The organism is [Actinomadura] parvosata subsp. kistnae (assembly GCF_900323885.1).
GTDB lineage: Bacteria > Actinomycetota > Actinomycetes > Streptosporangiales > Streptosporangiaceae > Nonomuraea > Nonomuraea composti.
In genome coordinates this window covers 2,866,164-2,888,610 of sequence record NZ_OOHJ01000018.1, presented here as the reverse complement: position 1 = coordinate 2,888,610, position 22,447 = coordinate 2,866,164, and the positions used below count along the sequence as shown (strand labels likewise).

The window sequence follows — 22,447 nt, the reverse complement described above, 5'->3', positions numbered from 1 at the left end:
TGGTACGGCTCAAGCCGTACCAGGGGTGCAAGCCGTACCGCTTTGACCTGGGGATTCGAGGCTGGTACGGCTGGTACGGCTTCCCCTCCCGAAGTGCACGACTTCGCCGTTGTCGGCGGCCTCGCCGGGGTCGTCGTCGCGGTCCGGGGCGGGCTCGATGGGCGGGCAGTAGCGTGCCCAGGCGTCGGCGAAGTCGGCGCGGTGGTAGCCCTTGGCCTGCCCGACCGGCTTGGGGAAGCGGATGGTGTCGGAGCGGATGTCGTATTCGCGCAGCATGGTGCCGAGCTTCATCGCGGTCAGGCCGGCCGGTCCGTGCTCGTGCCATTCGGCTTCCGGGTTGGCCTTGAGCCGTTCCAGCAGCATCGCGGTGGGCAGGGCGGTGTCGGTACCGAACGCGGTGCGGCAGTCGGTGAGCAGGCGCAGCCCGGGTGAGGGCCGGCCGTGGTCGTCGGCTTCGGCGGTGAGGGTGAGGGCGGCGGCGCGGGCGCGTTCGGGCCAGGTGCCGCCGGCGTGGTCGGCGACGATGACCAGGGGTTCCCAGGTGTCAGCGGCACGGTCTTCGACGGGCATGGCGGGTTGGGCCTCCTCCAGACGGGGCAGGTCGGCGCGGAGCCATTGGTTGAGGGCGGCGGCCAGGTCGCGCAGCGGGGTGCGGTCGCGGCGGTGCCGGTAGGGGGCGGCTTTCTCGCCGGGGCCGCGGCGGCGCATGCGGATGACGATGGCGCGGTCTTCGATGGTGTCGGGCATGGCGCCGATGCCCGCGAGGGCGGCCATGGCGAAGGTCGGAATGCTTTCCACGCGGTTGGCGGCGGCGTCGTAGCGTTTGGCCGGCCGGTTGCGCTGGTGGCCGGCGTTGAGTAGGCCGCGCAGGTCTTCGTTGCCGTCTGCCTTGGGGCCGAAGATGGTGTCGGCCTCATCGACCAGCAGGGTGGGCGGGTCGTCGGAGATGGACCGGTAGACCGCGGCCGGGCTGGAGTTGACGGTGATGAACGGCGCGTGGCAGGTGGCCTCGACGATGTCGAGGAGCCGGGATTTGCCGCATCGCTTCTCGGGGCCGCGGATGACCAGGCGCGGGGCGTGCGGCCAGGCGGGTTGCGCGTGACTGGCGGCGATCCACAAGGTTACGGCGTCGGCGGCCTCAGGACGCGGCAGGATGACGTAGCGGGTCAGGGCGGCGCGCAGCCGGTCCAGCAGGTCCGCGCCGGGCGGGTGGTCGGTCATGGTGGGGCCTCCCAGATGGTTCGGGTCAGGCGGCAGACAGGTGGCGCGGGCGGCGGGCGCCGTGCCGCAGCCCGGAGGCCACGGTGCGGGCGGCTTCGCCGCGGGACAGTCCGAGTTCGACCCCACCCTGTTCAAGCAGCTCTTTCACCTCCGCTTCGGGCAGGGCGCCGCCGGCGATGAGTTCGCCGAGAGCGGCGGCGGCGCCGAACAGGGCGCGGTTGCGCTGGCCGGGCCGGGCGGCGGCCAGGTGGTCCAGCTCGCGGTTCAGGGCCGCGCGCAGGTAGGCGGAATGGCGGTTGTCGGGGATGGGGACGTGCACGGGCCTCTTGGCCGGTAGCGGGGCGGGTTGCAGGAGCTTGAACAGGGCGGGCGGGAGCGCGGGCGGGGCGGTAGCGTGCTGCACCGTGTACCGTCCGGTGCCGTCTGGCAGGGTGACGGTGCTGCCGGGGGCGACGACGTAGCCGCCCCAGGCGCGGGTGTCGATCAGCCACCCGAGGGTGCCGTTAGTGCTGGGTAGCCGGGTGCCGGGCGGGGCGGTGAAGTACAGGTGCAGGCCGCCGCGGCGGGTGCGCACCTGCAGCGTTTCCCACGGCACGCCGATGCCGGCGCGCTGGCAGAGCAGCGCGAACACATCGGCGCCGTCGCCGATGCCGGGCAGGTTCCAGGCGGGGGGCGGGTGCTGGCCGGGCTTGGGCACATCGAGGTCGATGACGACCAGCCCGGCGGGGCCGGTGGCGATGCCGGCGTTGTACGGGCGGTGCTGCCACCAGGCGTGAACCTGTTCGGGGTCGCAGGTGGCGCGCTTCTCCCAGTCGGTGAAGCCGCGCGGGGCGCCTTGTCGCCGGCGGCGAGGGGGAAGACGGGCCAGCCGCGTGCGGCGGCGGCCAGGGCGTAGCGCAGGGCGGGTACGGTCATGCGGCGCTCCGCGTGGCTGGTTTAGTGAGCAGGTCGAACAGGTCTTGTTGGCGGCAGGCGTGCTCCAGTTCGGTGATGACGCGCTGCCGCCAGGCGGTGGCGTAGGTCAGGCAGTTGGCGCAGTTCTTGTGGGTGTGGCCAGGCAGGGGCGGTTGCCGGCGGGCGGCGTAGCTCCACGCCAGCGAGTCAGCCGAGGCCAGGTAGCGGCCGTACTTGTGCAGGCCGCCGGTCTTGACGCCGAACCCGTGCAGGCGCAGGCCGCCTTGTGCGAGGGTGGCTACGATGTGGGCGATCTCGGCGGTGGATTGGCGCCGGCAGACCGAGCCAAGTCCGACGCGGGGCAGCTCTGCCAGGCGTACGCCGGCGGACTCATACAGCTTCACGCAGCGCAGGTAGTCGGCCAAGCTCCAGCCTTGCAGGACGGGGATGAAGGGCAGGTCCGGGGCGATCTCGCGTAGGTGCAGGTAGTTGGCGACGGTGCGGTGTTGGTGCTCGGTGATGCTCAGGCCGGTGCGGGCGAGCATGACGGGTTCGCACATCCAATCTTGGGGTGCGGCGAAGTCCAGGCCGCCGATTGTGGCGGCGTAGCCGGCGACGGCTTCGGCGTAGGCGTCCGGCGGGATGGTCCAGGTGCCGTGCAGGCTCAGTTCGGTGAAGCCGCCGGAGTCCAGCGCCCACCGGCAGCCAGCAGTCAGGGGGCGGCGGCGCGGTCGGCGTGCGAGCTGGCGGTGGCTGACGAACAGCGGGAAGGTGACCTTCTCCAGCACGTGGGGTTGGTGCATGCCGAGGTAGAACCGAACCGCTGGCGGCGCGATGTGCCGTGGTGCGAGGGCGGGCGCGACGGGTCGTGTCGTGCCGGTAGGGGCGTGGGTCATGCTGCTGCCCACCCCTCGGATTTAGTGAGGGCGGCGGTCAGCGCCCGTTCCAGGCAGAGCTTATGAACGGGGCGCTGGTCATCGTCGAGCAGGAAGCACGGTCGGCTGCAAAAGCGGCAGGGGCGGCGGCGTCCCCCGCCCCAATGCTCGCGGCCCTTGTGCCAATCCAGGGACACGCGCCCCTGGTAGATGCGGTGGCCGCTCTGGGCGGTGGCTGTCATGCTGGTAGGCGCCTTCCTTCTGTGGGTTGGAGGGGCGGGCGGCCTCGGCGTGTGCTTGGCGGCTGTCGCCGAGGCCGCACGGATGCGCTGACTGCATGCGGGCTAGAACGGTGGCTCGTCTCCCATGCCGGCGTTGGCCGGGGCGGCGCTCGCCCACGGGTCGTCGGGGCCGACGTCGAACCCGTTGGCGTGGCCGTTGCTGCCGGTACGGGCGGCCTTGTGGGGTTTGGCGGTGGCGAAGCGCAGGGACGGGCCGATCTCGTCTACGGTCATCTCGGTGACGGTGCGGCGGTCTCCGTCGCTGGTCTCGTAGGTGCGCTGGCGCAGCCGGCCGGTGGCGATGACGCGGGTGCCGCGGGTGAGGGATTCGGCGACGTGCTCGCCGAGGTCGCGCCAGGCGCTGCAGCGCATGAACAGCACCTCGCCGTCTTCCCACTTCTCGATGCTCTTGTTGTAGGTGCGGGCGCTGGAGGCGATGGTGAAGCCGGCCACGCCCACGCCGGTCTGCGTGTAGTTGAGCTTGGGGTCGTCGGTCAGGTTGCCGATGATGGTGATGGTGGTTTCGCCGGACATGGCAGGCCCTTCCTTCCAGGGTTTCGAGGCCAGGCGAGAGGGGTTCGAGGGTGCCGCTCGGTGGTGGTCAGCGGACGTTGAACAGGCGCACGCCAGCGCGGAGCTTGAGCCCGCGCCCGTCGCAGTCGGGGCAGTAGCCGAAGGAGTGCGCGAACAGCCGGGAGCGGCGTTCGCCGGTGCCCTTGCAGCGGCGGCAGTCGGTGTAGGGGTGGCGCTTGAGGCTGATCCGGTAGGTCAGCAGGGCCGCAAGGATGAGCACGGCCAGCGCGGTCAGGCAGATCATGATGGTGAGCAGCGCATCGAGGATGGACATGCCGGTCACAGCGACCCCACCTCCACCATGCCGGGGTCGCTGTAGCGGCGGCCCAGCTTGGTGAGGGTGACCAGCGGGGAGGGCACCAGCACCCTGTTCTTACGGCGGGCGCACGGGTCGCAGTACCGGTCGGCGGTGCGGAGGTTCAACCAGACGGTTGCGCCGGCCAGAGTGCGCCCCTTGCAGCCGGTGCAGGTGTCGCTCGGCTCGACGCGCAGCACCGCCCGGTAGACGTGGACGGTGTGCCCGTCGCGCCAGGCGGCGTAGGAGCCGCTCGTGGTCGTGGTGGTATAGCCGACCTGTTCGAGCTGGGCCAGCACGTCGGTGGGGACGCCGATCTCGGCCTGTAGGAAGTCGGACGGCAGCGGGCCGTAGACACGCAGGTGCAGCAGAGCGTCCGTGGCGGCGTGCAGCAGCTCGGCGGCCTTCTTGCCGGGCGCGGTCAGGTGGACGTTCAGCTTCCTCGGGTTGGTGACGTCGTGCACGACGTCGGGGGCGGGCCCCCAGGCGCTGCCGTGCTCGCGGCCGGCGATGTACTCGGCGTCGGCCAGGTCGTGCAGGTCGTCCAGGCGGGTGCTGGTGCGCTCGCCCAATTGGTCGGCGCGGAAGCCGACGCGGGCGGCGCTGGCGCTGTAGGTGAGGAGGTAGCGCAGGATGCGCCACTGGGGCGGGGTGAGTCGCAGCGGGTTCATGATCGTGCATGCCCTTCCGCTTGGTGATCGGGAAGCCGGGCCGTGACACGCGGTGCTGTCACGGCAAGGGGCTGGGGATGGGAGTTACAGGTCAGAGGGGTCGTGACAGTCGTGACAGCACCCCCGTGACAGGGGCGTGACACGTGCTCGTGACACGCCCGTGACAAGATCGTCCGCGCGCAGGCGCGCGCGTCTCACGCGCAGCCGCACGGGCGCGTGCGCGGGCGGAGCGTCACGCCGCGCGGCCGGGCTCGTCCCTGTCGAGCGGGCCCAGGTCGACGATGGTGAACGTCTTGCTGGTGCCGGACTTGCCGGCGTTGAGCACTCCCCGCCCGGTCAGGTCGGTGAGGACGTTGTAGATCCAGGTGCGGCCCTGGCCGGTGCGCTGGCGGACCTCGGTGAGGTCGTCGTCGGAAGCGGTGAACGTCAGCCGCCCGGCCTGGTGGCGTTGGCGCAGCCAGGCGTACAGCAGGGCCCGTGACTGGGCCGGGTCCAGCTTGAGGGTGGGCCCGTCGGCCTGCAGCGCTGATGCCTCCTCCGGTGTGGGCTGCTGTATGGCGTCGTCCGGGCCGGCAGTGATGGCCGGGTCGGGGTCGTCGCTGTGGGCGAGCGCCGCGGCGACGGGGTCGCCGGCCTGGCGGAGTTGCTCGACCAGGTCGCGGGCGGCGTCGTCGGCGGCCACCAGGGTGGGCCGGGCATCGCTGTCCGGGGCGGGCGGGCCTACCACGCCCTTGCGTTCCAGGGCTTCCAGCAGGCGCAGGCAGTCTTCCCAAGTGATGCGCAGCTTGCGCTGCAGCATGGCGGGCGTGGCGCGCTGCGCGGCGATGACCAGTTCGGCGGCGTCGGCGAGCAGTTCGGCAAAGTCGGCGGCGAACTGCTCCCGCTCGTCCAGGTCGGCCTCTTCGGTCGGGGGGTTGGATGCCGCGGCCAGTGTGGTGGCCGGGGTGGTGGTCCGGGACAGGGCGGCGGTGAAGGGGTCCACCTGCTTGGCCGCGGCCGGCCAGGCGGCGGCGTGCGCCTTCATCGCGGCCCGCTCCTCGCGGCTGTCGCGCCCCCAGGAGTAGGTGCGCAGCGGCATCGCGTAGTGCGTGGTGCGGATGCCGGGCGCATCCAGCAGCGCCATGCCCGGGTAGTGCACCTCCCACTCGTGCGGGGCGGCGTCGGCCTTGCGCTGCCGGGCCGACACCCCGTACTTGACGTCGTCGGGGTCGTTCAGCCCGAAGCACATCTTGGCCATCTGCGACCGGAAGATGGTCGGGATCTGCGTGTAGTCGGCGCGCTGCAAGCTCAGGATGACGCTGCCGCCGGCCGAGCGCAGCTCCTTGAGGATCTCGCTCAGCTTCTCCTCATCGTCGGCGCTCAGCTCGTTGACCAGCTTGGCGATCTCCTCGATGTGCAGGTACCAGTACGTGAGCCCGCAGCCGGGCTCCCACTTGCTGTAGTTGTGCTCCGACAGCCACTTGGTGCGCTGCGGGATCGCCTTGTGCAGGGCGCGGATCAGATCCACCGCGCCGGCCTTGCTCGTCTCCAGCCGGTGCAGGCCCTCGCGCAGCGGCCCCATCGTCTGGTCGTCTTTCGAGATGTCGATGGAGAAGATGGCCGCATCGGTGCGGGTCATGATCTCGGCGCACAGATTCCAGGCGCCGCCGATGCTCTTGCCAGACCCGGACATGCCCATCACCTGCAGATGGAAGCCGACGAACCGCACCAGCACGTCGTCACCGTCCTGGTACAGGCCGGGCCGCACCGGCTGGTCGATGGACGCGCCCGGGTGGGACGGGCCGGGCCAGGGCACCGGCTCGCGGATGGTGCGCGGGTTGGAGACGGTCACGAACGCCCGGTCGGCGCGGTCGTCGTCGCGGGCGATGGTGACGCTGCCCGGCGGGAGCTGCATGCCGGACTCCAGCCGGTCGGTGGCCTTGATGGCGTCGTCGGCGGTCTTCTCCCCGGGCGGGAGCTGCATCTGGCCCTTGACCTTGTGGTCGGTGACCTCGATGACGCGCGCCTTGGCGCCCTTCAGGCCGGCCTGTTCCTTGCTGCGGTTAAACAGCGCCGACAGCGCGTCACCACCGGAGGCGAAGTCGCTGTCGTCGCCGGCGGCCAGCCGGATCACGGTGCGGATGTTCCACGACACGGCCAGGGTGAGGCCGCCGAAGAACAGTGACCCGTAGATGACCGGCACGTCCAGGCCGGCGATGGTGGCGGCGGTGAACCAGGCGCACGCGCACGCGGTGGTCAGCGTGGCGTGCAGCCGCCCCACCATCCGGCGGGCGTGGGTGATGGCCCAGGTCAGCCCGGTCAGCACCACGGTGCCGAGGGTGCAGCCGACCGCGGCCCAGGCCACCTCGGGCGGCTCGCCCCACAGCCGGTTCGACAGTGCGGCGGCGCCGGTGACGATGAGGATCAGGATCCACGGCGGTACCAGCACGCCGACCTTGGACACCGCGGAGACGACCAGGCGTTCGGTGGTGGCGTCCTGCACGAGCTGCAGCGACGGAGTCTTGCCGCGCATCACAGATCAACCTTCCCTTTGTAGTCCGCCCGCTTGTTGGGGCGCTCCTTGTCGGCCAGCGCATCGGCGAACTCGGTGCGGAATTGGATGTTGAACTTGACCACCTCCGCGGAGATGCCCTGCGCCAGCTCGCACGCGTCGGCCAGCACGCCGGCCACTCGCCGGGCGCGGCGGCGAACCCCCTTGCCGCGCAGCAGCGGGTGGTCCTTCAGCTCCTCCATCGCCGTTTCAGCGTCCGAGCGGGCCTGGTCCAGCTCGCGCGCCATGTCGTGCGCGAACTGCTGGGTGGCGGAGCTGTAGGCGGCGATCTGGGCGGGAACCTGCCCGTGGAAGACCATTTCGGCGATCTCGTCGAGTCGCTCCATGCCGGTCCCCATCAGGACGACACCTTCCATTCGTCGGCGCCGCCGAAGTTGCGGCGGTAGGTGGCGGGGAACGTCTGGCCCTTGTCAGCCAGCGCTGCGACCAGGTCGCGAGCACGCTTGAGCCGCTTGGCCACGCGCCGGGACCGGGCGCGGGTGTCCAAGCCGAACATGTACCAGCGGCCCCGCATGGTGGACATGGCCGCCTCGGCGTCCGCCGCGGCGATCTCCAGCTCGATGCCCCACCGCTCGGCCAGCTTGGTCAGCTCCCGGCCGTACAGGTGGAACGCCTGGCCGAGCGAGCCCACGAACTCGATCGTGGACAGTTCAGTGATCCTGCGGTTGTGCCTCACCGGCGCACCTCCTGGGCCTCGTCGGGGGCGGTGTCCGCCCACGTCCGCACCTCGCTAGTGAGGCGCAGCAGCGGGCGGACGCCGAGCACGGAAGTAACCCACTCATCAGCCGCGGTGACCAGCAGCAACACGGCGATCAGCGCCAGGCGCAGCCAGAGCCGCCACCCGCCGCCCCGTCCCGGCTTGGGCCGCGGCGGGGCGTCGGTGATGACGTACACGACCGGGGTCTGGGTCGTCACGGTCACCGCCTCCTCGACCGCCGACGCCGGGCCGCGGGATACCGGCGACCCGGCTTCCCGGCAGCCAGCACGAGCACCCTGCGCAGCGGCGGGCCGGCCAGCAGGCCAGCGGCGACACCGGACAGCCAGATCGCCATCTCGGCGGGCCAGTTGGTGAACCACGCCACCGCGACACCGATGACGACGGCGAACACGGCGATCGTGGTCAGCGCGCCGGCCAGCGCGTCGGCGACGGGACTACGGCGGCGGCTCATCGCGGCACCTCCCCACCCGCGGGGGCTTCCTGGGCGAGGGCGTCGCGCACCGCGCGGGCGCTGTCCATGCCGCACCGCAGCAGGTCGCGGATCTTGCCCGCGCCCGGTTGCGGCGGCAGCACACCGGCGGCGATCAGGTCGCGCGCCTGAGCGATGAGGGCGTCCACGTTGACGGCGGAACGCCTGTACGACGGACCGGTACCCCTCCCGGTAATGCCGTGATCCAGGTGCGCGAACGCGGCCAGGATGATCGGCAGGGCGGTGACGACGGCCACCGCCACGATCGGCCCCAGGATGTGCAGGACCAGCCGCGACAGCGAGAACGGTTCGGCGACCCAGGGCAGGTACGGCCAGGCGTTCATACCGAGCGTGAGCGCCAGGAACAGCCGCTCGATGCGGATCAGCTTACGATCGTCCAGCGGCCGACCGCGGGTGGCCAGGTAGGCGCGGGCGCCGACGACGACCAGCAGGGCGATCGACAGGAACGGCTCGACCAGCCAGGCGAACAGCCAGCGCGGCGACCAGGATTCGGCGCCCTCGGCGGCGAAATGCTGGACGCCGGCGGTGGACCAGGCCAGCGCGAGCGTCAGCGCCACCATGGCCGCGACGACCAGCAGGCGGCGGGCGCGGGCGGCCTGCCAGGCGCGCATCGTCGGGTCCTGGCCCAGCAGGTGCAGCCGGGCCGCCTCGTGTGCCTTGCGGCGCCGACGCCGCACCTTGGCCGTGTCCAGCAGGAACGGCGTCTCGTCGTCCTGCAGCGCGGCCAGAGCGCGGGCCTCGGCGACCTCGGCACGCAGCCGCCGCACCCGCCGGCTGTCCGGCAAATCACCGGGCAGGTCGTCGGGTAGGAGGTCGCCCGGCACGGCCGACGACGCGGCGAAGTGCCGTTCCAGCGCAGCCAGCTCGCGGGCGACGTCGTCCGGGTCGGGGTCAGGGGGCGGGATAGCGGTCAGGGTGGTCATGCGGCACGCTCCATCTCGCGCCGGTCGGCGCAGTCCAGGCACAGGCCCAGGTGACGGGGCAGCACGTAGCCCGCATCACGCTGGCAGTGAGGGCAGGTCCGGCGGGCGGCGTTCGCCTTGGCCAGCGCGGCACGCTGCCGGACGGTCGCAGTGCGCTTGGGCAACGCGAAGCGCACGTCGTACAGGTAGGCGGCGCGCACCCCGCCGCGGGCGCGGTAGCGGCGCGAGGCCCACAGCACCTGCCCCTGCACGCCCTGCCCGCCGGGCCGCAACCCGGCGGCGGTGAGCTGGCGGCGGGTGAGCAGGTGCGGCGGGGCCATCCGCCACGGCCACGTGGGCAGGCCGTAGTGCCGGCCAGTCGGATCCCAGAAGCGGGCGCGGATACGGGACATCAGCGCCCCGCCTCATCCGATGCCGGACCGTCGGCGACCTCGACCTCCGCGGCCACGGGCACGGGAGCGCGGCGGTAGCAGGACACGCGCACGTCAACGCCCTTGTAGGCGCCTTGGGCGAGGATCAGCGTGCTGGTCCCGTAGCGCTCGGTTTCCTGCAGCTCCAGCCCCAGCGCGCGGGCGTACTCGCTGACCTGCTCCGGGGTGTTCGCCGAACCGCACAGGATGCCGGGATCCAGGTTATTTACGGTCCAGGCCAGGCGCGGCAGGCCGTCGAGGGTCAGGATGCAGGCCAGCGTGCGCGCGGCGATCAGGTCCGCGATCCGGTCCAGGTCGGCCTCGGTGACCTCGCGCCAGGCGCCCAGATCGCCATCGTTGAACAGGCCCTGCAGCATCGACCGCGGGTAGGCCCGCCGCACCCTCGACAGCGTCTCGCGCGCCTCGGTGAGCAGCGGGGTGCCGTCCAGGCAACCGAGGCAGGCGCCGGTGTCGTCGCGGACCGCGACCCGGAATTCGCGCACCGAGAAGCCGGCACCGCCGGCCAGGGTGAGGGGCGCGGCCATCACGCCACCTCCCGCGGGCTCGGCGCCGAGGCGTCGCGCCCGCCGGCCAGGCCGGCGATCTCCTCGGCGGTCAAGCCCGCCCACACGCCCGTCTCCGGGCGCGCGTCCAGGGCGTAGAACAGACACGAGGCCCACACCGGGCACTCGGCGCACACCTCGCGCGCCACCCGCTCACGCGCCACCCGCTCCTCCGCGGACTCCGTCGTGAACAGGTCTGGGCCGGTGTGCAGTTCGGGGTCGAACCCGCACGCGGCTTCGTCGGCCAGATGCCGCGGCATGTCCCGGGTGACGGCGGACAGCAAGGCCAGCGCCGCGCGGTCGCGGGCCGGCACCCTCGCGCGTGGAGGGACAGTCAGGTCATGGGTCATGATGGGTGGTGCTCCTTTGCAGGGAGTCGAACGGGGGCGGCTCGGGTCTTGGCGGATCAGCAGCCGCCCCCGGCGGGCAGGGGAAGGTCAGCGCTTGACGAGCGCTTGCGCTGGACACGGGCAGTCGTGGCCGCTTCGCGGCGACTGTGCGACCGTCCAGCGGGCGGGCGATGCCCGGCGTGCCCCGGCGGGGAGTCGAACCCCTGTCTGCGACCATCGGGGCGGACATGCGCAGAGGGGGCGGGCTAAACGGGAAGTCACCAGGCCAGGTCAACCGGCGGTGGCCACCTCGACATAGACGCGGACCTCGGGCTGAACGGGAGCCGAAGGGCACAACCCCTTGATCGCGGTGACGGAGAACGTCTCACGCAAGGTGAGCACGGCATCGGCGACGTCGCCGGGGGTTCCAGTCAGACGGATGGACAGCATGAAGCACTCCCTTTGGGCGAGTAGCAGAGACGTGAAGCGGAGATGGGGACGTGCCCCGGCGGGAATCGAACCCTGCCTACGACCATCGGGGCGGTAGACGATCAGTGCGATGGATGGCAGCTCCAGCACGGCCAGGGAGCACCGCCGTAAACCAGGACCGTGCGCTCATGCAGATCGGGGCGTACGCGTCGAGTGATAGCAATCCACCCCGGGCAGTCACCCGTGTACCTCTCGATGCCGTCCGGACTGTAGAACTCGATGGCCTTACGCCGCTTCATAAGGTCAATCCCTTCGGTGTGGCAGTCGGTGGCAGCGCCCCGGCAGGGAGTCGAACCCTGTCTGCGACCATCGGGGCTGAAAGATGAAGGTCCGCACGGCCGGATGGCCCGTGCGGTCGGGCTCTTTGCGGGAGGTATGTGTTGCTCCCGCTGTAGGCAGAACCCCTGCCCTCCGGCTGCCAAGGTGCCGGGAACCTCGGCCCCCTCTGTCCGGGGCCCCTTGTGGTTTACCCCTACAAACCATGCGGTTCACCGGGGCTAACGACAGCGAAGCATGGCCCGCCAAGGAGCGTCAACCCCCCTAAACGAAAAAGTGCTGGGGGGCGAACGACGCGAGCGTGGCGTAGCCCCGCTAAACGTCGCTAGAGTCGTCTAGGGGGGTCTAGACGGGAGAGCGGCATGAGCAAAGAACTCGAAGCACTGAGCGCCATCACGGATCCGCGAGAGCGAGCCAAGAGGGTTGGTGTCCTCATTGACGATCATCAAGCGGCCATCGCGGAGCTGTCACGCGTCCGGCGCGAAGCCATGGAGGAGATGCTCGCTTCCGGCATGAGTCAGTCCCAGATCGCCGCCTTCCTCGACATGTCCAAGGGGCGCATCTCGCAACTCCTCTCGGCCGGCGTGAAGCCGGAGCGGGCGTTCCTTGGCACTGGCAAGCTCACGGTTGCCATCGGTGCGAAGCGCGAGGTGAATCGGACGGACCCGAGCGACACGCTCTCCGCGGAGTCGTTCACGGCGTACGAGCTGATCGCGGAAACGGCTCGAAGCGTTGGCTTGGATGCGACGAACGAAGTGGTGCCGGCCCCAGGGTTGGTGCATCTCAATAGGCCCAACTTGGTGGTCCTGACAAATCCCAGGCTTCTACCATTTCTCAGTCAGGTCATGGAAGCGGATCCACATATTCGCTACATGAACGACGACAAGGGGTGGTATCTCCTCGACTTGACCGATGGAACGGAATATCGCTCCCCCAGGGATCACGGTGAATCAGCCGACTTCGGGTACCTCGGCCGCTTGCCAAGGCCGGACGGTAAGGGCAATTTCCTCTATCTTGCTGGCACGCATGCCCCAGGCACTCTCGGCGCAGCGCAATACCTCGCTGAAAATCTCGTCGATCTACACCGAGAGCTCAAAGTTCGCAGATTCTCCATGATAGTCAGGTACGAATTCGAGCCCGGAAATCAGCTAAAGATGCGCTCGGTGGAGCGCGTTACGCCTGTCTATCGGCATGAGGGGTGACGTTGCGAACCCAAATCGCAAGTGAAGCAGGGTCGCCGTCCAAGCCAAACGAGGATATGGCCATCATCGGACCGCGCATTCTGGCTGTCCTAGACGGGCTCACAGAACGCACCGAGTCTGGCTGCGTTCACGGCGTATCCTGGTACGTGGCACACTTGGCCGGCGCGATCGTAGCGCATGCCAACCATGACCCCGTGGAGACGCTGAAAGCCGCAATCGCTCACACCGCCCACCTACACAGGGAGTCCTGCGACCTTTCTCACATCGGCACGCCATCTGCAGCGGTGGGAATAGTTCAGCTGGATGAAGAATTCCTACAATACCTGGTGCTTGGCGACGTGACAGTTGTCATCGACTCAGGAAATTCTGAGCGCGTAATATTTGACGACCGAATCGAGCGCGCCACCAAAGAATTTCGGCGTGAAGTTGACTCGCTCACCGCGAATTCACCAAAGAAGGAGGAAGCGCTTATACGCATGAAGCATGCGGAACTTGCGGTGCGCAACACAGAAGGCGGCTACTGGATTTCAGCCGCAATCCCCGACGTGGCAAATCACGCTCTTGTCGGGAAAGTTCCTCTCTCTGAAATAAAGAGCGTTTCGATGCTTACGGATGGCGCAGCTCGTGCGGTGGATACGTTCGGGCTTGGCGAGTGGCGTGAGATAATTGATCTCCTCTCCACCGAGGGACCCAACGCTCTGATACGCCGTGTGCGTACTGCGGAGCACTCGGACCCCGTCGCACGAAAATGGCCACGGAACAAGGTGTCCGACGACGCAACTGTGATCATTTGTGATCTGACTGCCTAAGCAGAGGAACCCAGAGTCGGCGGTGGGCCTTGGTCTGAGGGCGCGCTGTGCTGCTCGCTGCGAGACGTTCCCCGGTCAGCCGATGGCCTTACTACACCAGGGCCTTGACGGCTACAGAGGTGGCTCTCAGGGATGATCCTTTCCCAATGCCTTCCCGCTCTGCGGTACATGCTCGGCTCTCTAACGCAGAGTCGCAGGTCAAGTACCTGACGAGCTGTTCATGAGTCTCCCCCTACGGATCAGAAGGTTAGGGGTTCGAGTCCTCTCGGCCGCGCACAGCAGAAAGGCCCGCTACCAGGGGTTCCTGGGAGCGGGCCTTCGTGTTCGTCCAGGGAATGCGCGCCTGCGTCAGGCCGGAATCTGCTTCTCGTACCAGGTGTAGTAGAGGTAGGTGCTGCCGGGCCCGGTCAACGTGCCGTACACCTGCCAGAAGCTGTTGGGGCCGACCGAGTAGCGGAAGATCTTGTCCCCGGGCTGGTCGTCCACGAACACCGTCTGTTTCTGGTCCGCCCAGATCCGTATCTCGATGGTGAAGGTCGAGGTGTCCGGGATGTCGAGGCAGATCTCGAACGTGTACGCCGGCGGGCCGCCGATGTTGTAGCTGCGACCGTCCACCGCGGGCCGTTGGACGTTGGTGGGGACGTAGCTGTTGACGACCCGGGTGTATCCGCCTGCGGCGCAGTCGATCGCGGAGGTGGCTGCGGACGCGGGGCTGGTGCCGGTGAGCGTGGCGCCGAGGACGCCGGTGGCGACGAGAGCGGAAATGATGCGCTTCATACCTCTCCTCATCGTGCGGGGGCTCTTCACTAAGTAGTTGAAGGCTGAACTGATTCTGGCGAGACCGCCATATCCGAACACGCCCGAGCAAAGATCTGTGCACCCTTGAGTAAAGCGAGGGGAGGTTCCGTCTCTCTTCGGCGAACTTTGCCGACGCGTTCCCGGCGAGATCGGAGCCGCCAGGGCGCGGCGTTTGCGTCAGTATGGCCGCATGGACCATCAGAAACTTCGCGAATCGATCAGCGAGACCTGGGCGACGGACGTGCTGCCCAGCCTTTCCGGGCTGATCGAGATACCCGCCGTGTCGCCCGCCTACGACGCCGCCTGGGAGGAGCACGGGCAGCTGCGGGCCGCCGTCGAGCACGTCCGGAGCTGGGTGGCGGCGCGGGGCCTGCCCGGCGCGCGGTGCGAGGTCCTGCGGCTCGACGGCCGCGCCCCGCTCCTGCTCGTGGACGTGCCCGCGACGCCGGGCGCGGCGGCGGCCGGGACCGTCCTGCTGTACGGGCACCTCGACAAGCAGCCGCCGCTCGGCGACTGGTCGGAGGGGCTGGGCCCGTGGCAGGCGGTGCTCCGCGGCGACCGGCTCTACGGCCGCGGCGCCGCCGACGACGGGTACTCGGGCTATGCCGCCACGACCGCGCTGGAGGCCGTACGCGAAGCAGGCGGCGAGCACGCCCGTGCGGTGCTGCTGCTGGAGACCGGCGAGGAGTCCGGCAGCCCGGACCTGCCCGCGTACCTGGAGCGGATCGCCGACCGGCTCGGCGAGGTGTCGCTGGTGGTCTGCCTGGACGGGGGCGGCGGTGACTACGAGCGGCTGTGGCTGACCACGAGCCTGCGCGGCGCGGTGCAGGCGACCGTCACGGTGCGCGTCCTGGAGACGGGCGTCCACTCCGGGCTCGGGAGCGGCATCGTGCCGAGCTCGTTCCGGATCATGCGCCAGCTGCTCGATCGGGTGGAGGACCCGGAGACCGGCGAGGTCAAGGTGCCCGAGATGGTGGCGCCCATCCCGGACGAGCGGCGCGCCGAGGTGGCCGAGCTCGTCGCGCTCCACCCGAAGGTCGCCGTGCCCCCGCTCCCGCTGCTGCCGGGGATGCGGCGGGCGTCCGACGACGCCGTCGAGCTCGTCCTCAACAACACCTGGCGGCCGACCCTGTCCGTGACCGGCGCCGGCGGGCTCCCGGACCCGTCGGTGGCGGGCGCCGTGCTGCGCGCCTGGACGTCCTTGCGGCTGAGCTTCCGCCTCCCGCCCTCGGTCGACGCCGAGGTGGCGCGGGCCGCGCTGGAGAAGATCCTCACGACCGACGTGCCGTACGGGGCGCAGGTCGAGGTCGGCGACTTCATGATCCTGAACGGCTGGCACGCGCCGGCTCCGGCCCCCTGGCTGACCGCGGCATTGCGGGAGGTCGGTGATCGTGTGTTCGGCAAGCCGTGCCAGAGCCTGGGCATCGGCGGCGGCATCCCGTTCATGGAGATGCTGGGGAGGCGGTACCCGCGGGCGCAGTTCGTCGTCACGGGCGCGCTCGGCGCGGACTCCAACGCCCACGTGCCGGACGAATGGCTGCACGTCCCGTTCGCCGTCCAGGTGACCGAGGCCGTCGCGTACCTCCTCGACGCGCACGCCCGCGACGGCGGGCCCGCGTAACCACCGGGCCCTGGGACGCGGCGCGTTAGGATCCCGCCCCATGGAGGAGACGTTCCCGTCGCGGGCGGTGCGCGGGGTCGCGGTGCGGTGCGGGACGGTGGGCAACTGCGATCCCGACTTCGCGTCCTTCAGCCTCGACTTCGAGCCCCTTCCCGGCGGGCGCACCGGGTACGAGTTCGTCGCCGACCGGGACTACGGGCTGGATGAGTACGACCTGGAGCTGCACGAGCTGTTCGCGCCCATGATCGATCGCGGGGTCCGGCTCAACCTGACGGGGGAGCCCCGGCCCCGCTTCGTCACGTTCATGGCCGACACGGCGCCACGCGCGTTCCCGATCGGGCGGCTCGACGGAGCGGCCGACGGGCCGGTGATCGCGCTCCGCGTGGTTCTGGTGAGCGTCCGCTACCACGCGGTGGACTCCAGCGAGGGCATTCACCAGTACGGCGGCTGGCGGGCCGCGCACAAGGCCCGGTGCCTGCTCGCGGGCGTCCGGCCCGACCCCGATGCGAGAGATCGCGCCTCTTGAGGGGTCACGATGGTACGAGCGTGGTCACGTATCCGGGGAAGAGCACGACCAGCTCTTCGTCGCCGAACACCTCGGTGAGGGTGCTGCGGCACCAGGCTCGGATGTCGTCGAGGGTGCCTGCTCCGCGGGCGATCGCGCTGTGCACGCTGACCTCGCTCAGCACGTAGCGGAGGTAGTCGTCGAGGGTCATCGGCAGGGGGATCTCGACGTCGGTGTGGTTGAGAAGGTGCAGTCCCGTCCCGGTGAGGGGGAGTCGCGGGCGCCGGCCTGGGGATGAGGGGAAGTGGTGCTCGAACGACTGGTACCAGGCCGCCAGCGCGTCGTTCGTGGGTGAGTGGCGGCCCTTGGCGAAGTCGTACACGAGGAAGAGCCCGTCCGGGGTCAGGACGCGGGCCACCTCGGCGAGCGCCGCCGGCAGGTCGGTGTAGTCGAGTGAGCCGGCCGCCGCCACCAGGTCGAACGAGGCCGCGGCGAACGGGAGCCGCTCCGCTGCGCCGAGGGCGAAGCGGGCCGTGGGAGCGACGGTGTGGCGGTGGGCGAGCATTGCCGGGATCGGCTCCAGGCCGACGACGTGCTCGGCCAGGGGAATGAGAGCGGCGGTGGAGACGCCGGCACCGCAGCCGATGTCCAGCGCTCGGACGGCCGGGCGGGCGGGGAGTGAGGCTGATGCGAGAAGGTGGCGGTGCACGGGAGGGCGGTCGAAGGCGTAGCCCGCCGCCAGGCGTTCGCTGTCGTAAACGCTGGTCATGGCTCTTCTCCTGGTGATCTCCTTCGCCGCGTCCAGGCGGTCCGCGTCACGTCGGCACGATAGCCGGTTCCGGGGGCTCAGGCCGGTCGGGCCGGGGACGTTTCGGGTGATTCGGTGGAGGGGTGGCGGTCCGTAAGCTGAGGGGGTGTCCCCCGTACTGGTCCTGCTGGATGGCGTTCGATGGCAGGGTGTGCGCGTGGTCGGTGATCGCGCGCACACCCTGCTCGCCGTGCTCGCCCTGGAGGGGCGGGCGGGGGTAGGGGACGAGCGGCTGGTCGAGGAGTTGTGGCCGGAGGAGGCGCCGGCGAATCCGACGAAGGCGCTGCAGGTGGTCGTGTCGCGGACCAGGGCGGCGACCCGGCCGGATGTCGTGGAGCGGATCCCCAGGGGGTACCGGCTGGGGTTGCCGGCCGAGCAGGTGGATGCGTTGCTGCTCGGTGTGCTGGTGGAGGAGGCGCGGGCGGCGCTGCATGCGCATGATGTCGCGCTGGCGCGGCGGCGGGCCGAGGAGGTCATGGCCATGGTCTCCGTGGAGGCCGCCGCCGGTGGAGGGGATGGCGCGAACGGGGCGCTGGGTGAGTTGCGGCGGGTCGCGGCGCGGTGGGTGGGTGAGGCGCGGCGGGTGGCGGCGATCGCGCGGGCGCGCGGCGGCGCGCACGAGAGCGCGTTGCCGCTGCTGGAGGAGGTGGCCGGCGAGCGGCCGCACGACGAGGAGCTGCTGGCGTGCCTGCTGCGCAGCGAGGCCGCCGTGCGGGGGGCGGGCGCGGCGCTGGAGCGGTACGAGCGGTACCGGTCGGGGCTGGTGGCGCGGCTGGGCGCCGAGCCGGGGCCGGAGCTGGCCCGCGTGCACGCCGAGTTGCTCGTCGCGGATCGCCCGGTGCGTGACGGCATCCAGTTCGACGGATCCTCGCTGCTGGGCAGGGACGCCGACATCCGGGCGGTGCACGCGTTGCTGCAGACGAACCGGGTGGTTTCGATCATCGGCCCCGGCGGGCTGGGCAAGACCCGGCTGGCGCACGTGGTGGGCAGGAAGGCCGCGCAGCCGGTGGCGCACTTCGTCGAGCTGGTCGGCGTGTCCTCGCCCGAGGGCGTGGTGGGCGAGGTGGGCTCGGCGCTGGGGGTGCGGGACTCGGTCGGCGGGCGGCGCACGTTGACGACGGAGCAGCGGGCGGACGTGCGGGCGCGGCTGGCGCAGCAGCTCGACCAGGTGCCGGCGCTGCTGATCCTGGACAACTGCGAGCACGTGATCGGGGCGGTGGCGGACCTGGTCGGGTTCCTGACGGTGACGACGCGCGACCTGCGGGTGCTGATCACGTCGCGGGCCCCGCTGTCGATCCCGGCCGAGCGCGTCTACCTGCTGGGCGAGCTGCCGGCGGGTGACGCGGTGGAGTTGTTCCGGCAGCGGGCGACGGCGGCGCGGCCGGGGGTGCGGCTCGACGGGGCGGCGGTCGGAGAGGTGGTCGCCCGGCTCGACGGGCTGCCGCTGGCGATCGAGCTGGCCGCGGCCAAGGTCCGGGTGATGTCGGTGGAGGAGATCGCCCGGCGCCTGGCCGACCGGTTCGCGTTGTTGCGCGGCGGCAACAGGACGGCCCCCGACCGGCACCAGACGTTGCTGGCGGTCATCGACTGGTCGTGGAACCTGCTGGACGAGCCGGAGCGGCGGGCGTTGCGGTGGTTGTCGCTGTTCGGCGACGGTTTCACGCTGGAGGCGGCCGAGCACGTGCTCGGCCCGGACGCCCTGCACGTGGTGCACGCGCTGACCGAGCAGTCGATGCTGAGCGTCCGCGAGACCTCCTACGGCCTGCGTTACCGCATGTTGGAGACCGTCAGGGAGTTCGGCCGGATGCGGCTGAAGGAGGCCGGCGAGGAGGCGGCGGCTCGGGAGGCGCAGCGGGCGTGGGCGGTGGAGTACGGGCTCGCGCACGCGTCGAGGCTGTTCGGCCCGGAGCAGTTCGAGGCGGCCGACGCGCTGCGCGCCGAGGAGGGCAACCTCGCCGACCTGCTGCGGCAGGCTCTCAGCGAGTCCGAGGCGGATGCCGAGACCACGGTCCAGCTGCTGGCCGGCATCGGCGCGTTGTGGTCGATCCGCGGCGACCATCCGCGGGTGCTCGCCCACCGCGACGCGATCATCCAGGTGGTGAGCGGCTGGCGGCCGCCGCCGCACCTGGTCGAGGTGACCAGGGCCGCCATGCTGATCGCGCTCATGAACATCATGGTCACCAACGACTCCCGTGACGAGCCGCTGCGTGACCTGCTCCGCACGCTGCCCACGAGCGAGGCGACGAACGCCCGGGTGGCGGCGATGGCGGAGGTGGCCCTGGTCTGCCACACGCCCGACGGCGCCGAGATGCGCCGCCGGCTGGCGGTGCTGCGCCGCAGCCCCGTGCCGGAGGTGGCGCTGTCGGCGGCGCACGCGAGCATGCACGTCCTGGAGAACGCGGGCGACGTGCACGGAGCGATCGAGGCCGCCGAGCGTACGCTGGAGATGATCGGCGAGGACGACGGGCCGTGGCAGGTCGCGATCGTCAACGCCGTGCTGGCCCACCTGACGTTGCACCTCGGCGACCGTCACCGGGCGGTCGGGCACGCGCGCGCGGCCATCCCGGTGCTGAGCCGGCTCGGCGCCGCCGACGACGAGACCCAGCTCCGGGCGTTGCTGCTGGCCTCCGCGCTGGCCGACGGGGATCTCGGCACCGCGCAGGCGGAGCTGGAGGCGATCCACCGGGTCAGCGAGAGGGAGATCGTGCTCGGCGGGGTGGCGATGGTCTCGTTGTGCTCGGCCGAGATCGCGCTGGCCCGCGGCGAGACGGCGGCGGCGCTGCGGGAGTACCGCACGGCCGTCCAGCGGGCCCGCGACCTGCGGATGCCCGGGGTGCCGGCGTCGGGGCGCACGCCGTGGACGATCGTCGCGGAGTCGGTCACCCTGGCGGCGCACGCCTACTACGCCGGGCCGCAGGACGTCCCGTACGGCGCGGAGCTGTTCGCCGACGCCCTGGGCCACGACCTGCTGGCGGTGGACGATCCCGCTCTCGACTACCCGATGTGCGGCTCGATGATCTTCGCGTTGGGCGCCTGGGGCCTGCTGCGGGAGGCCATGGCCCCGCGTGACGCGATCGGGCTGCTGGTGCTGGCGGAGCGGTTCGCGTACAACGCGACCCTGCCGAGCATGGCGTTCGAGCGGATCGTGCCGCACGCGGAGCGGGCCGCGCCGGGGGCGCTGGCCGCCTGGCGGGCGGAGTACGGCGAGCGGCGCGGCGCCGACCTGCTCGACGAGGCGCGTGCCTGCATCGAGCGGGTACGTGGCCGCCGCGCCTCACATGTGCCGCTTGTAGCTGCGCACCGACAGCGGCGCGAAAATGGCGATGACGATCAGCGACGCGAGGAGCGTCCAGGCCACCGAGCCGCTGACGAGCCCGCCGTTGGCGAGGTCGCGGGCGGCCGTGACCAGCTGTGACACCGGGTTGACCCGGACGAACGCCTCCAGCCAGCCGGGCAGCGTCTCCACGGGGACGAACGCGTTCGACAGGAACGTCAGCGGGAACAGGATCATCATCGAGATGCCCTGAACGGCCTGCGCGCTGCGGGCGATCGTGCCGACCCAGGTGAAGACCCACGCCAGCGACCATCCGGTGAAGATGGCGAGCAGGATCGCGCCGAGCACGCCGGCGACGCCGCCGCCCGGCCGGTACCCCATGACCAGGCCCATGCCGAACGTCAGGGTGGCCGCGATCGCGTACCTCAGCAGGTCGGCCACCATCGGCCCGGCGAGCGGCGCGATGCGGGCGATCGGCAGCGACTTGAACCGGTCGAAGACGCCCTTCTCCATGTCCTCACGCAGCTGCGTGCCGGTGGCCATGCAGGTGGTCAGCACGGTCTGGGCGAGGATGCCGGGGATCATCAGGGGCAGGTAGCTCTCCACGTCGCCCGCGATGGCGCCGCCGAAGATGAAGGCGAACATCGCGGTGAACAGGATGGGCTGCAGAGCCACGTCGAAGAACTGCTCGGGGTTCCTGCGCATCTTCTTCAGCGCGCGCCACGCCATCGTCAGCGTCTGGGCGATCGTCTCCCCCACGGTGACGCGCCGGCGGGCCGCGGCCACCCGGTCGGCGGCCTGGACCGCCTCGCGGGCGGGGGCGATGGTGCTGGTCATCGGCTCTCCTCCAGGGCTCTGTCGCCGTGGTCGTCCGTCTCGTGTCCGGTGAGAACGAGGAACACCTCGTCCAGGCTGGGCTTGGCCACGCTCACCGAGGAGATCGACAGCCCGGCGGTGCGCAGCGCGATGAGCACGTCCGCGGCGAGGTCGGCGCGGTCGAGCGCGACGTTGAGCCGGCCCTGCTCGGGGCTGAGCACCGGCTCGGAGCCGAGCACGCGCCGGACGACCTCCACGGCGGCGGGCACCTCGGCGGGCTCGGCGAGCAGCAGCTGGAGGGTGGAGTTGCCGACGGCGCTCTTCAGCTCGTCGGGGGTGCCCTCGGCGACCTTGCGGCCGTGGTCGATGACGGCGACGCGGTCGGCGAGCTGGTCGGCCTCGTCGAGGTACTGCGTGGTCAGCAGCACCGTGCAGCCGTCGGCGACCAGGCTGCGGATGGTGTCCCACATCTGGCCGCGGGTGCGCGGGTCGAGGCCGGTGGTCGGCTCGTCGAGGAAGATCAGCGGTGGTCGGGTGATGAGGCTGGCCGCGAGGTCGAGGCGCCGGCGCATGCCGCCGGAGAACTGCGCGATCGGCTTGTCGGCGGCCTTCTCCAGGCCGAACTGGGCGAGCAGGTCGATGGCGATGCCGCGCGCACGGCCGGCGGGGACGCCTTGGAGGCGGCTGAAGAGCCACAGGTTCTCGCGGGCGGTCAGGTTCTCGTCGACGGAGGCGTACTGTCCGGTGACACCGACGAGCTGGCGGATGACGTGGGGGTTGCCGGCCACGTCAACGCCGAAGATCTCCGCGCGGCCGGCGTCGATCTTGAGCAGGGTGGCGAGCATGCGGAGGGTGGTGGTCTTGCCGGCGCCGTTCGGCCCGAGGACGCCGAAGATCTCGCCGGGGCGCACCTCCAGGTCGATCCCGTCGACGGCACGGTGCTCGCCGAACGACTTCGCCAGACCTTCCGTACGTACGGCCGGTTCGCCGCCCCCGGTACGTCCGAGTTCTGCGATGTTCATGGCTCCACTGTCGGGGACGGCGGTTTCACGACG

General features: G+C 70.8%; 24 protein-coding genes and 1 pseudogene. 5 read left to right on the top strand and 20 right to left on the bottom strand.

What is annotated here, in order from left to right:
* Positions 1 to 9 precede the first annotated feature (9 nt).
* The 16 genes from KIS93_RS33570 to KIS93_RS33495 all read right to left on the bottom strand — a co-directional run bounded on the left by KIS93_RS33570 (position 10) and on the right by KIS93_RS33495 (position 11,244).
* The gene (locus KIS93_RS33570) at positions 10 to 1,221 is read right to left on the bottom strand and encodes a DUF3631 domain-containing protein (RefSeq protein WP_080043881.1); all 1,212 of its coding nucleotides are present in this window, start codon (positions 1,219 to 1,221) and stop codon (positions 10 to 12) included.
* 25 nt (positions 1,222 to 1,246) lie between these two features.
* Entirely contained in the window at positions 1,247 to 2,089 is an 843-nt protein-coding gene (locus tag KIS93_RS33565) for a bifunctional DNA primase/polymerase (RefSeq protein WP_246005427.1), read from the bottom strand.
* Positions 2,090 to 2,132: 43 nt separating this feature from the next.
* Positions 2,133 to 3,011 carry a deazapurine DNA modification protein DpdA family protein gene (locus KIS93_RS33560; RefSeq protein ID WP_420895877.1) on the bottom strand — a complete coding sequence of 293 codons (879 nt, stop codon included), beginning with the start codon at positions 3,009 to 3,011 and terminating at the stop codon, positions 2,133 to 2,135.
* A gap of 323 nt (positions 3,012 to 3,334) precedes the next feature.
* Complete coding sequence (locus KIS93_RS33555) at positions 3,335 to 3,805, bottom strand: single-stranded DNA-binding protein (protein ID WP_080043884.1); 471 nt, start codon at positions 3,803 to 3,805, stop codon at positions 3,335 to 3,337.
* Positions 3,806 to 3,872: 67 nt separating this feature from the next.
* On the bottom strand, positions 3,873 to 4,118 hold the full coding sequence (locus tag KIS93_RS33550) for a hypothetical protein (RefSeq protein ID WP_155128763.1): 246 nt from the start codon (positions 4,116 to 4,118) through the stop codon (positions 3,873 to 3,875).
* 5 nt (positions 4,119 to 4,123) lie between these two features.
* Complete coding sequence (locus KIS93_RS33545; RefSeq protein WP_080043886.1) at positions 4,124 to 4,810, bottom strand: helix-turn-helix domain-containing protein; 687 nt, start codon at positions 4,808 to 4,810, stop codon at positions 4,124 to 4,126.
* 232 nt (positions 4,811 to 5,042) lie between these two features.
* The gene (locus tag KIS93_RS33540; RefSeq protein WP_080043887.1) at positions 5,043 to 7,322 is read right to left on the bottom strand and encodes a DNA translocase FtsK; all 2,280 of its coding nucleotides are present in this window, start codon (positions 7,320 to 7,322) and stop codon (positions 5,043 to 5,045) included.
* Entirely contained in the window at positions 7,322 to 7,687 is a 366-nt protein-coding gene (locus KIS93_RS33535) for a hypothetical protein (RefSeq protein ID WP_222107682.1), read from the bottom strand. Before KIS93_RS33535 ends, KIS93_RS33540 begins: the two co-directional genes overlap by 1 nt.
* A gap of 11 nt (positions 7,688 to 7,698) precedes the next feature.
* Positions 7,699 to 8,037, bottom strand: a complete 339-nt coding sequence (locus KIS93_RS33530) for a hypothetical protein (RefSeq protein WP_080043889.1) — start codon at positions 8,035 to 8,037, stop codon at positions 7,699 to 7,701.
* Positions 8,034 to 8,276, bottom strand: coding sequence for a hypothetical protein (locus KIS93_RS33525; RefSeq protein ID WP_155128765.1), 243 nt, complete (start codon positions 8,274 to 8,276; stop codon positions 8,034 to 8,036). The genes KIS93_RS33530 and KIS93_RS33525 overlap by 4 nt, the downstream gene beginning before the upstream one ends.
* Before the next feature lie 2 nt (positions 8,277 to 8,278).
* The gene (locus tag KIS93_RS33520) at positions 8,279 to 8,530 is read right to left on the bottom strand and encodes a hypothetical protein (protein WP_080043891.1); all 252 of its coding nucleotides are present in this window, start codon (positions 8,528 to 8,530) and stop codon (positions 8,279 to 8,281) included.
* A complete protein-coding gene (locus KIS93_RS33515) occupies positions 8,527 to 9,492 on the bottom strand; it encodes a hypothetical protein (RefSeq protein WP_080043892.1) in 966 nt (321 codons plus the stop codon). Before KIS93_RS33515 ends, KIS93_RS33520 begins: the two co-directional genes overlap by 4 nt.
* A complete protein-coding gene (locus KIS93_RS33510) occupies positions 9,489 to 9,884 on the bottom strand; it encodes an RRQRL motif-containing zinc-binding protein (protein ID WP_080043893.1) in 396 nt (131 codons plus the stop codon). The genes KIS93_RS33515 and KIS93_RS33510 overlap by 4 nt, the downstream gene beginning before the upstream one ends.
* Complete coding sequence (locus tag KIS93_RS33505; protein WP_080043894.1) at positions 9,884 to 10,447, bottom strand: hypothetical protein; 564 nt, start codon at positions 10,445 to 10,447, stop codon at positions 9,884 to 9,886. Before KIS93_RS33505 ends, KIS93_RS33510 begins: the two co-directional genes overlap by 1 nt.
* The gene (locus KIS93_RS33500; RefSeq protein ID WP_080043895.1) at positions 10,447 to 10,815 is read right to left on the bottom strand and encodes a WhiB family transcriptional regulator; all 369 of its coding nucleotides are present in this window, start codon (positions 10,813 to 10,815) and stop codon (positions 10,447 to 10,449) included. Before KIS93_RS33500 ends, KIS93_RS33505 begins: the two co-directional genes overlap by 1 nt.
* Before the next feature lie 270 nt (positions 10,816 to 11,085).
* Positions 11,086 to 11,244, bottom strand: a complete 159-nt coding sequence (locus KIS93_RS33495; protein ID WP_155128767.1) for a hypothetical protein — start codon at positions 11,242 to 11,244, stop codon at positions 11,086 to 11,088.
* A gap of 677 nt (positions 11,245 to 11,921) precedes the next feature.
* Between KIS93_RS33495 and KIS93_RS33490 the strand changes: the two genes are divergently transcribed.
* Together KIS93_RS33490 and KIS93_RS33485 are read left to right on the top strand one after the other, a co-directional pair.
* Positions 11,922 to 12,761: a transcriptional regulator gene (locus KIS93_RS33490; protein WP_080043897.1), complete on the top strand. Its 840-nt coding sequence runs from the start codon at positions 11,922 to 11,924 to the stop codon at positions 12,759 to 12,761.
* A 56-nt stretch (positions 12,762 to 12,817) separates the two neighbouring features.
* Positions 12,818 to 13,570, top strand: a complete 753-nt coding sequence (locus KIS93_RS33485) for a protein phosphatase 2C domain-containing protein (RefSeq protein ID WP_080043898.1) — start codon at positions 12,818 to 12,820, stop codon at positions 13,568 to 13,570.
* Between the two features lie 348 nt (positions 13,571 to 13,918).
* Here KIS93_RS33485 and KIS93_RS33480 read toward each other — a convergent pair whose 3' ends face one another.
* Positions 13,919 to 14,347, bottom strand: coding sequence for a hypothetical protein (locus tag KIS93_RS33480; protein ID WP_080043899.1), 429 nt, complete (start codon positions 14,345 to 14,347; stop codon positions 13,919 to 13,921).
* 211 nt (positions 14,348 to 14,558) lie between these two features.
* Here KIS93_RS33480 and KIS93_RS33475 point away from each other — a divergent pair, with 211 nt between their 5' ends.
* Both KIS93_RS33475 and KIS93_RS33470 read left to right on the top strand, forming a co-directional pair.
* On the top strand, positions 14,559 to 15,989 hold the full coding sequence (locus KIS93_RS33475) for a M20/M25/M40 family metallo-hydrolase (protein ID WP_080043900.1): 1,431 nt from the start codon (positions 14,559 to 14,561) through the stop codon (positions 15,987 to 15,989).
* Positions 15,990 to 16,029: 40 nt separating this feature from the next.
* Positions 16,030 to 16,515 (top strand): hypothetical protein, encoded by a 486-nt coding sequence (locus tag KIS93_RS33470; RefSeq protein WP_080043901.1) that lies wholly within the window; start codon positions 16,030 to 16,032, stop codon positions 16,513 to 16,515.
* A 4-nt stretch (positions 16,516 to 16,519) separates the two neighbouring features.
* Here KIS93_RS33470 and KIS93_RS33465 read toward each other — a convergent pair whose 3' ends face one another.
* Positions 16,520 to 17,263 (bottom strand): class I SAM-dependent methyltransferase, encoded by a 744-nt coding sequence (locus KIS93_RS33465; protein WP_080043902.1) that lies wholly within the window; start codon positions 17,261 to 17,263, stop codon positions 16,520 to 16,522.
* A 145-nt stretch (positions 17,264 to 17,408) separates the two neighbouring features.
* Here KIS93_RS33465 and KIS93_RS65865 point away from each other — a divergent pair.
* Positions 17,409 to 18,524 (top strand): annotated as a pseudogene (locus KIS93_RS65865) (BTAD domain-containing putative transcriptional regulator); the annotation flags it as partial.
* A 2,052-nt stretch (positions 18,525 to 20,576) separates the two neighbouring features.
* On the opposite strand, the gene KIS93_RS33455 reads toward KIS93_RS65865, so the two are convergent.
* Both KIS93_RS33455 and KIS93_RS33450 read right to left on the bottom strand, forming a co-directional pair.
* A complete protein-coding gene (locus KIS93_RS33455) occupies positions 20,577 to 21,413 on the bottom strand; it encodes an ABC transporter permease (protein WP_080043903.1) in 837 nt (278 codons plus the stop codon).
* Positions 21,410 to 22,414 (bottom strand): ATP-binding cassette domain-containing protein, encoded by a 1,005-nt coding sequence (locus KIS93_RS33450; protein WP_080043904.1) that lies wholly within the window; start codon positions 22,412 to 22,414, stop codon positions 21,410 to 21,412. Before KIS93_RS33450 ends, KIS93_RS33455 begins: the two co-directional genes overlap by 4 nt.
* Between the last annotated feature and the right edge of the window lie 33 nt (positions 22,415 to 22,447).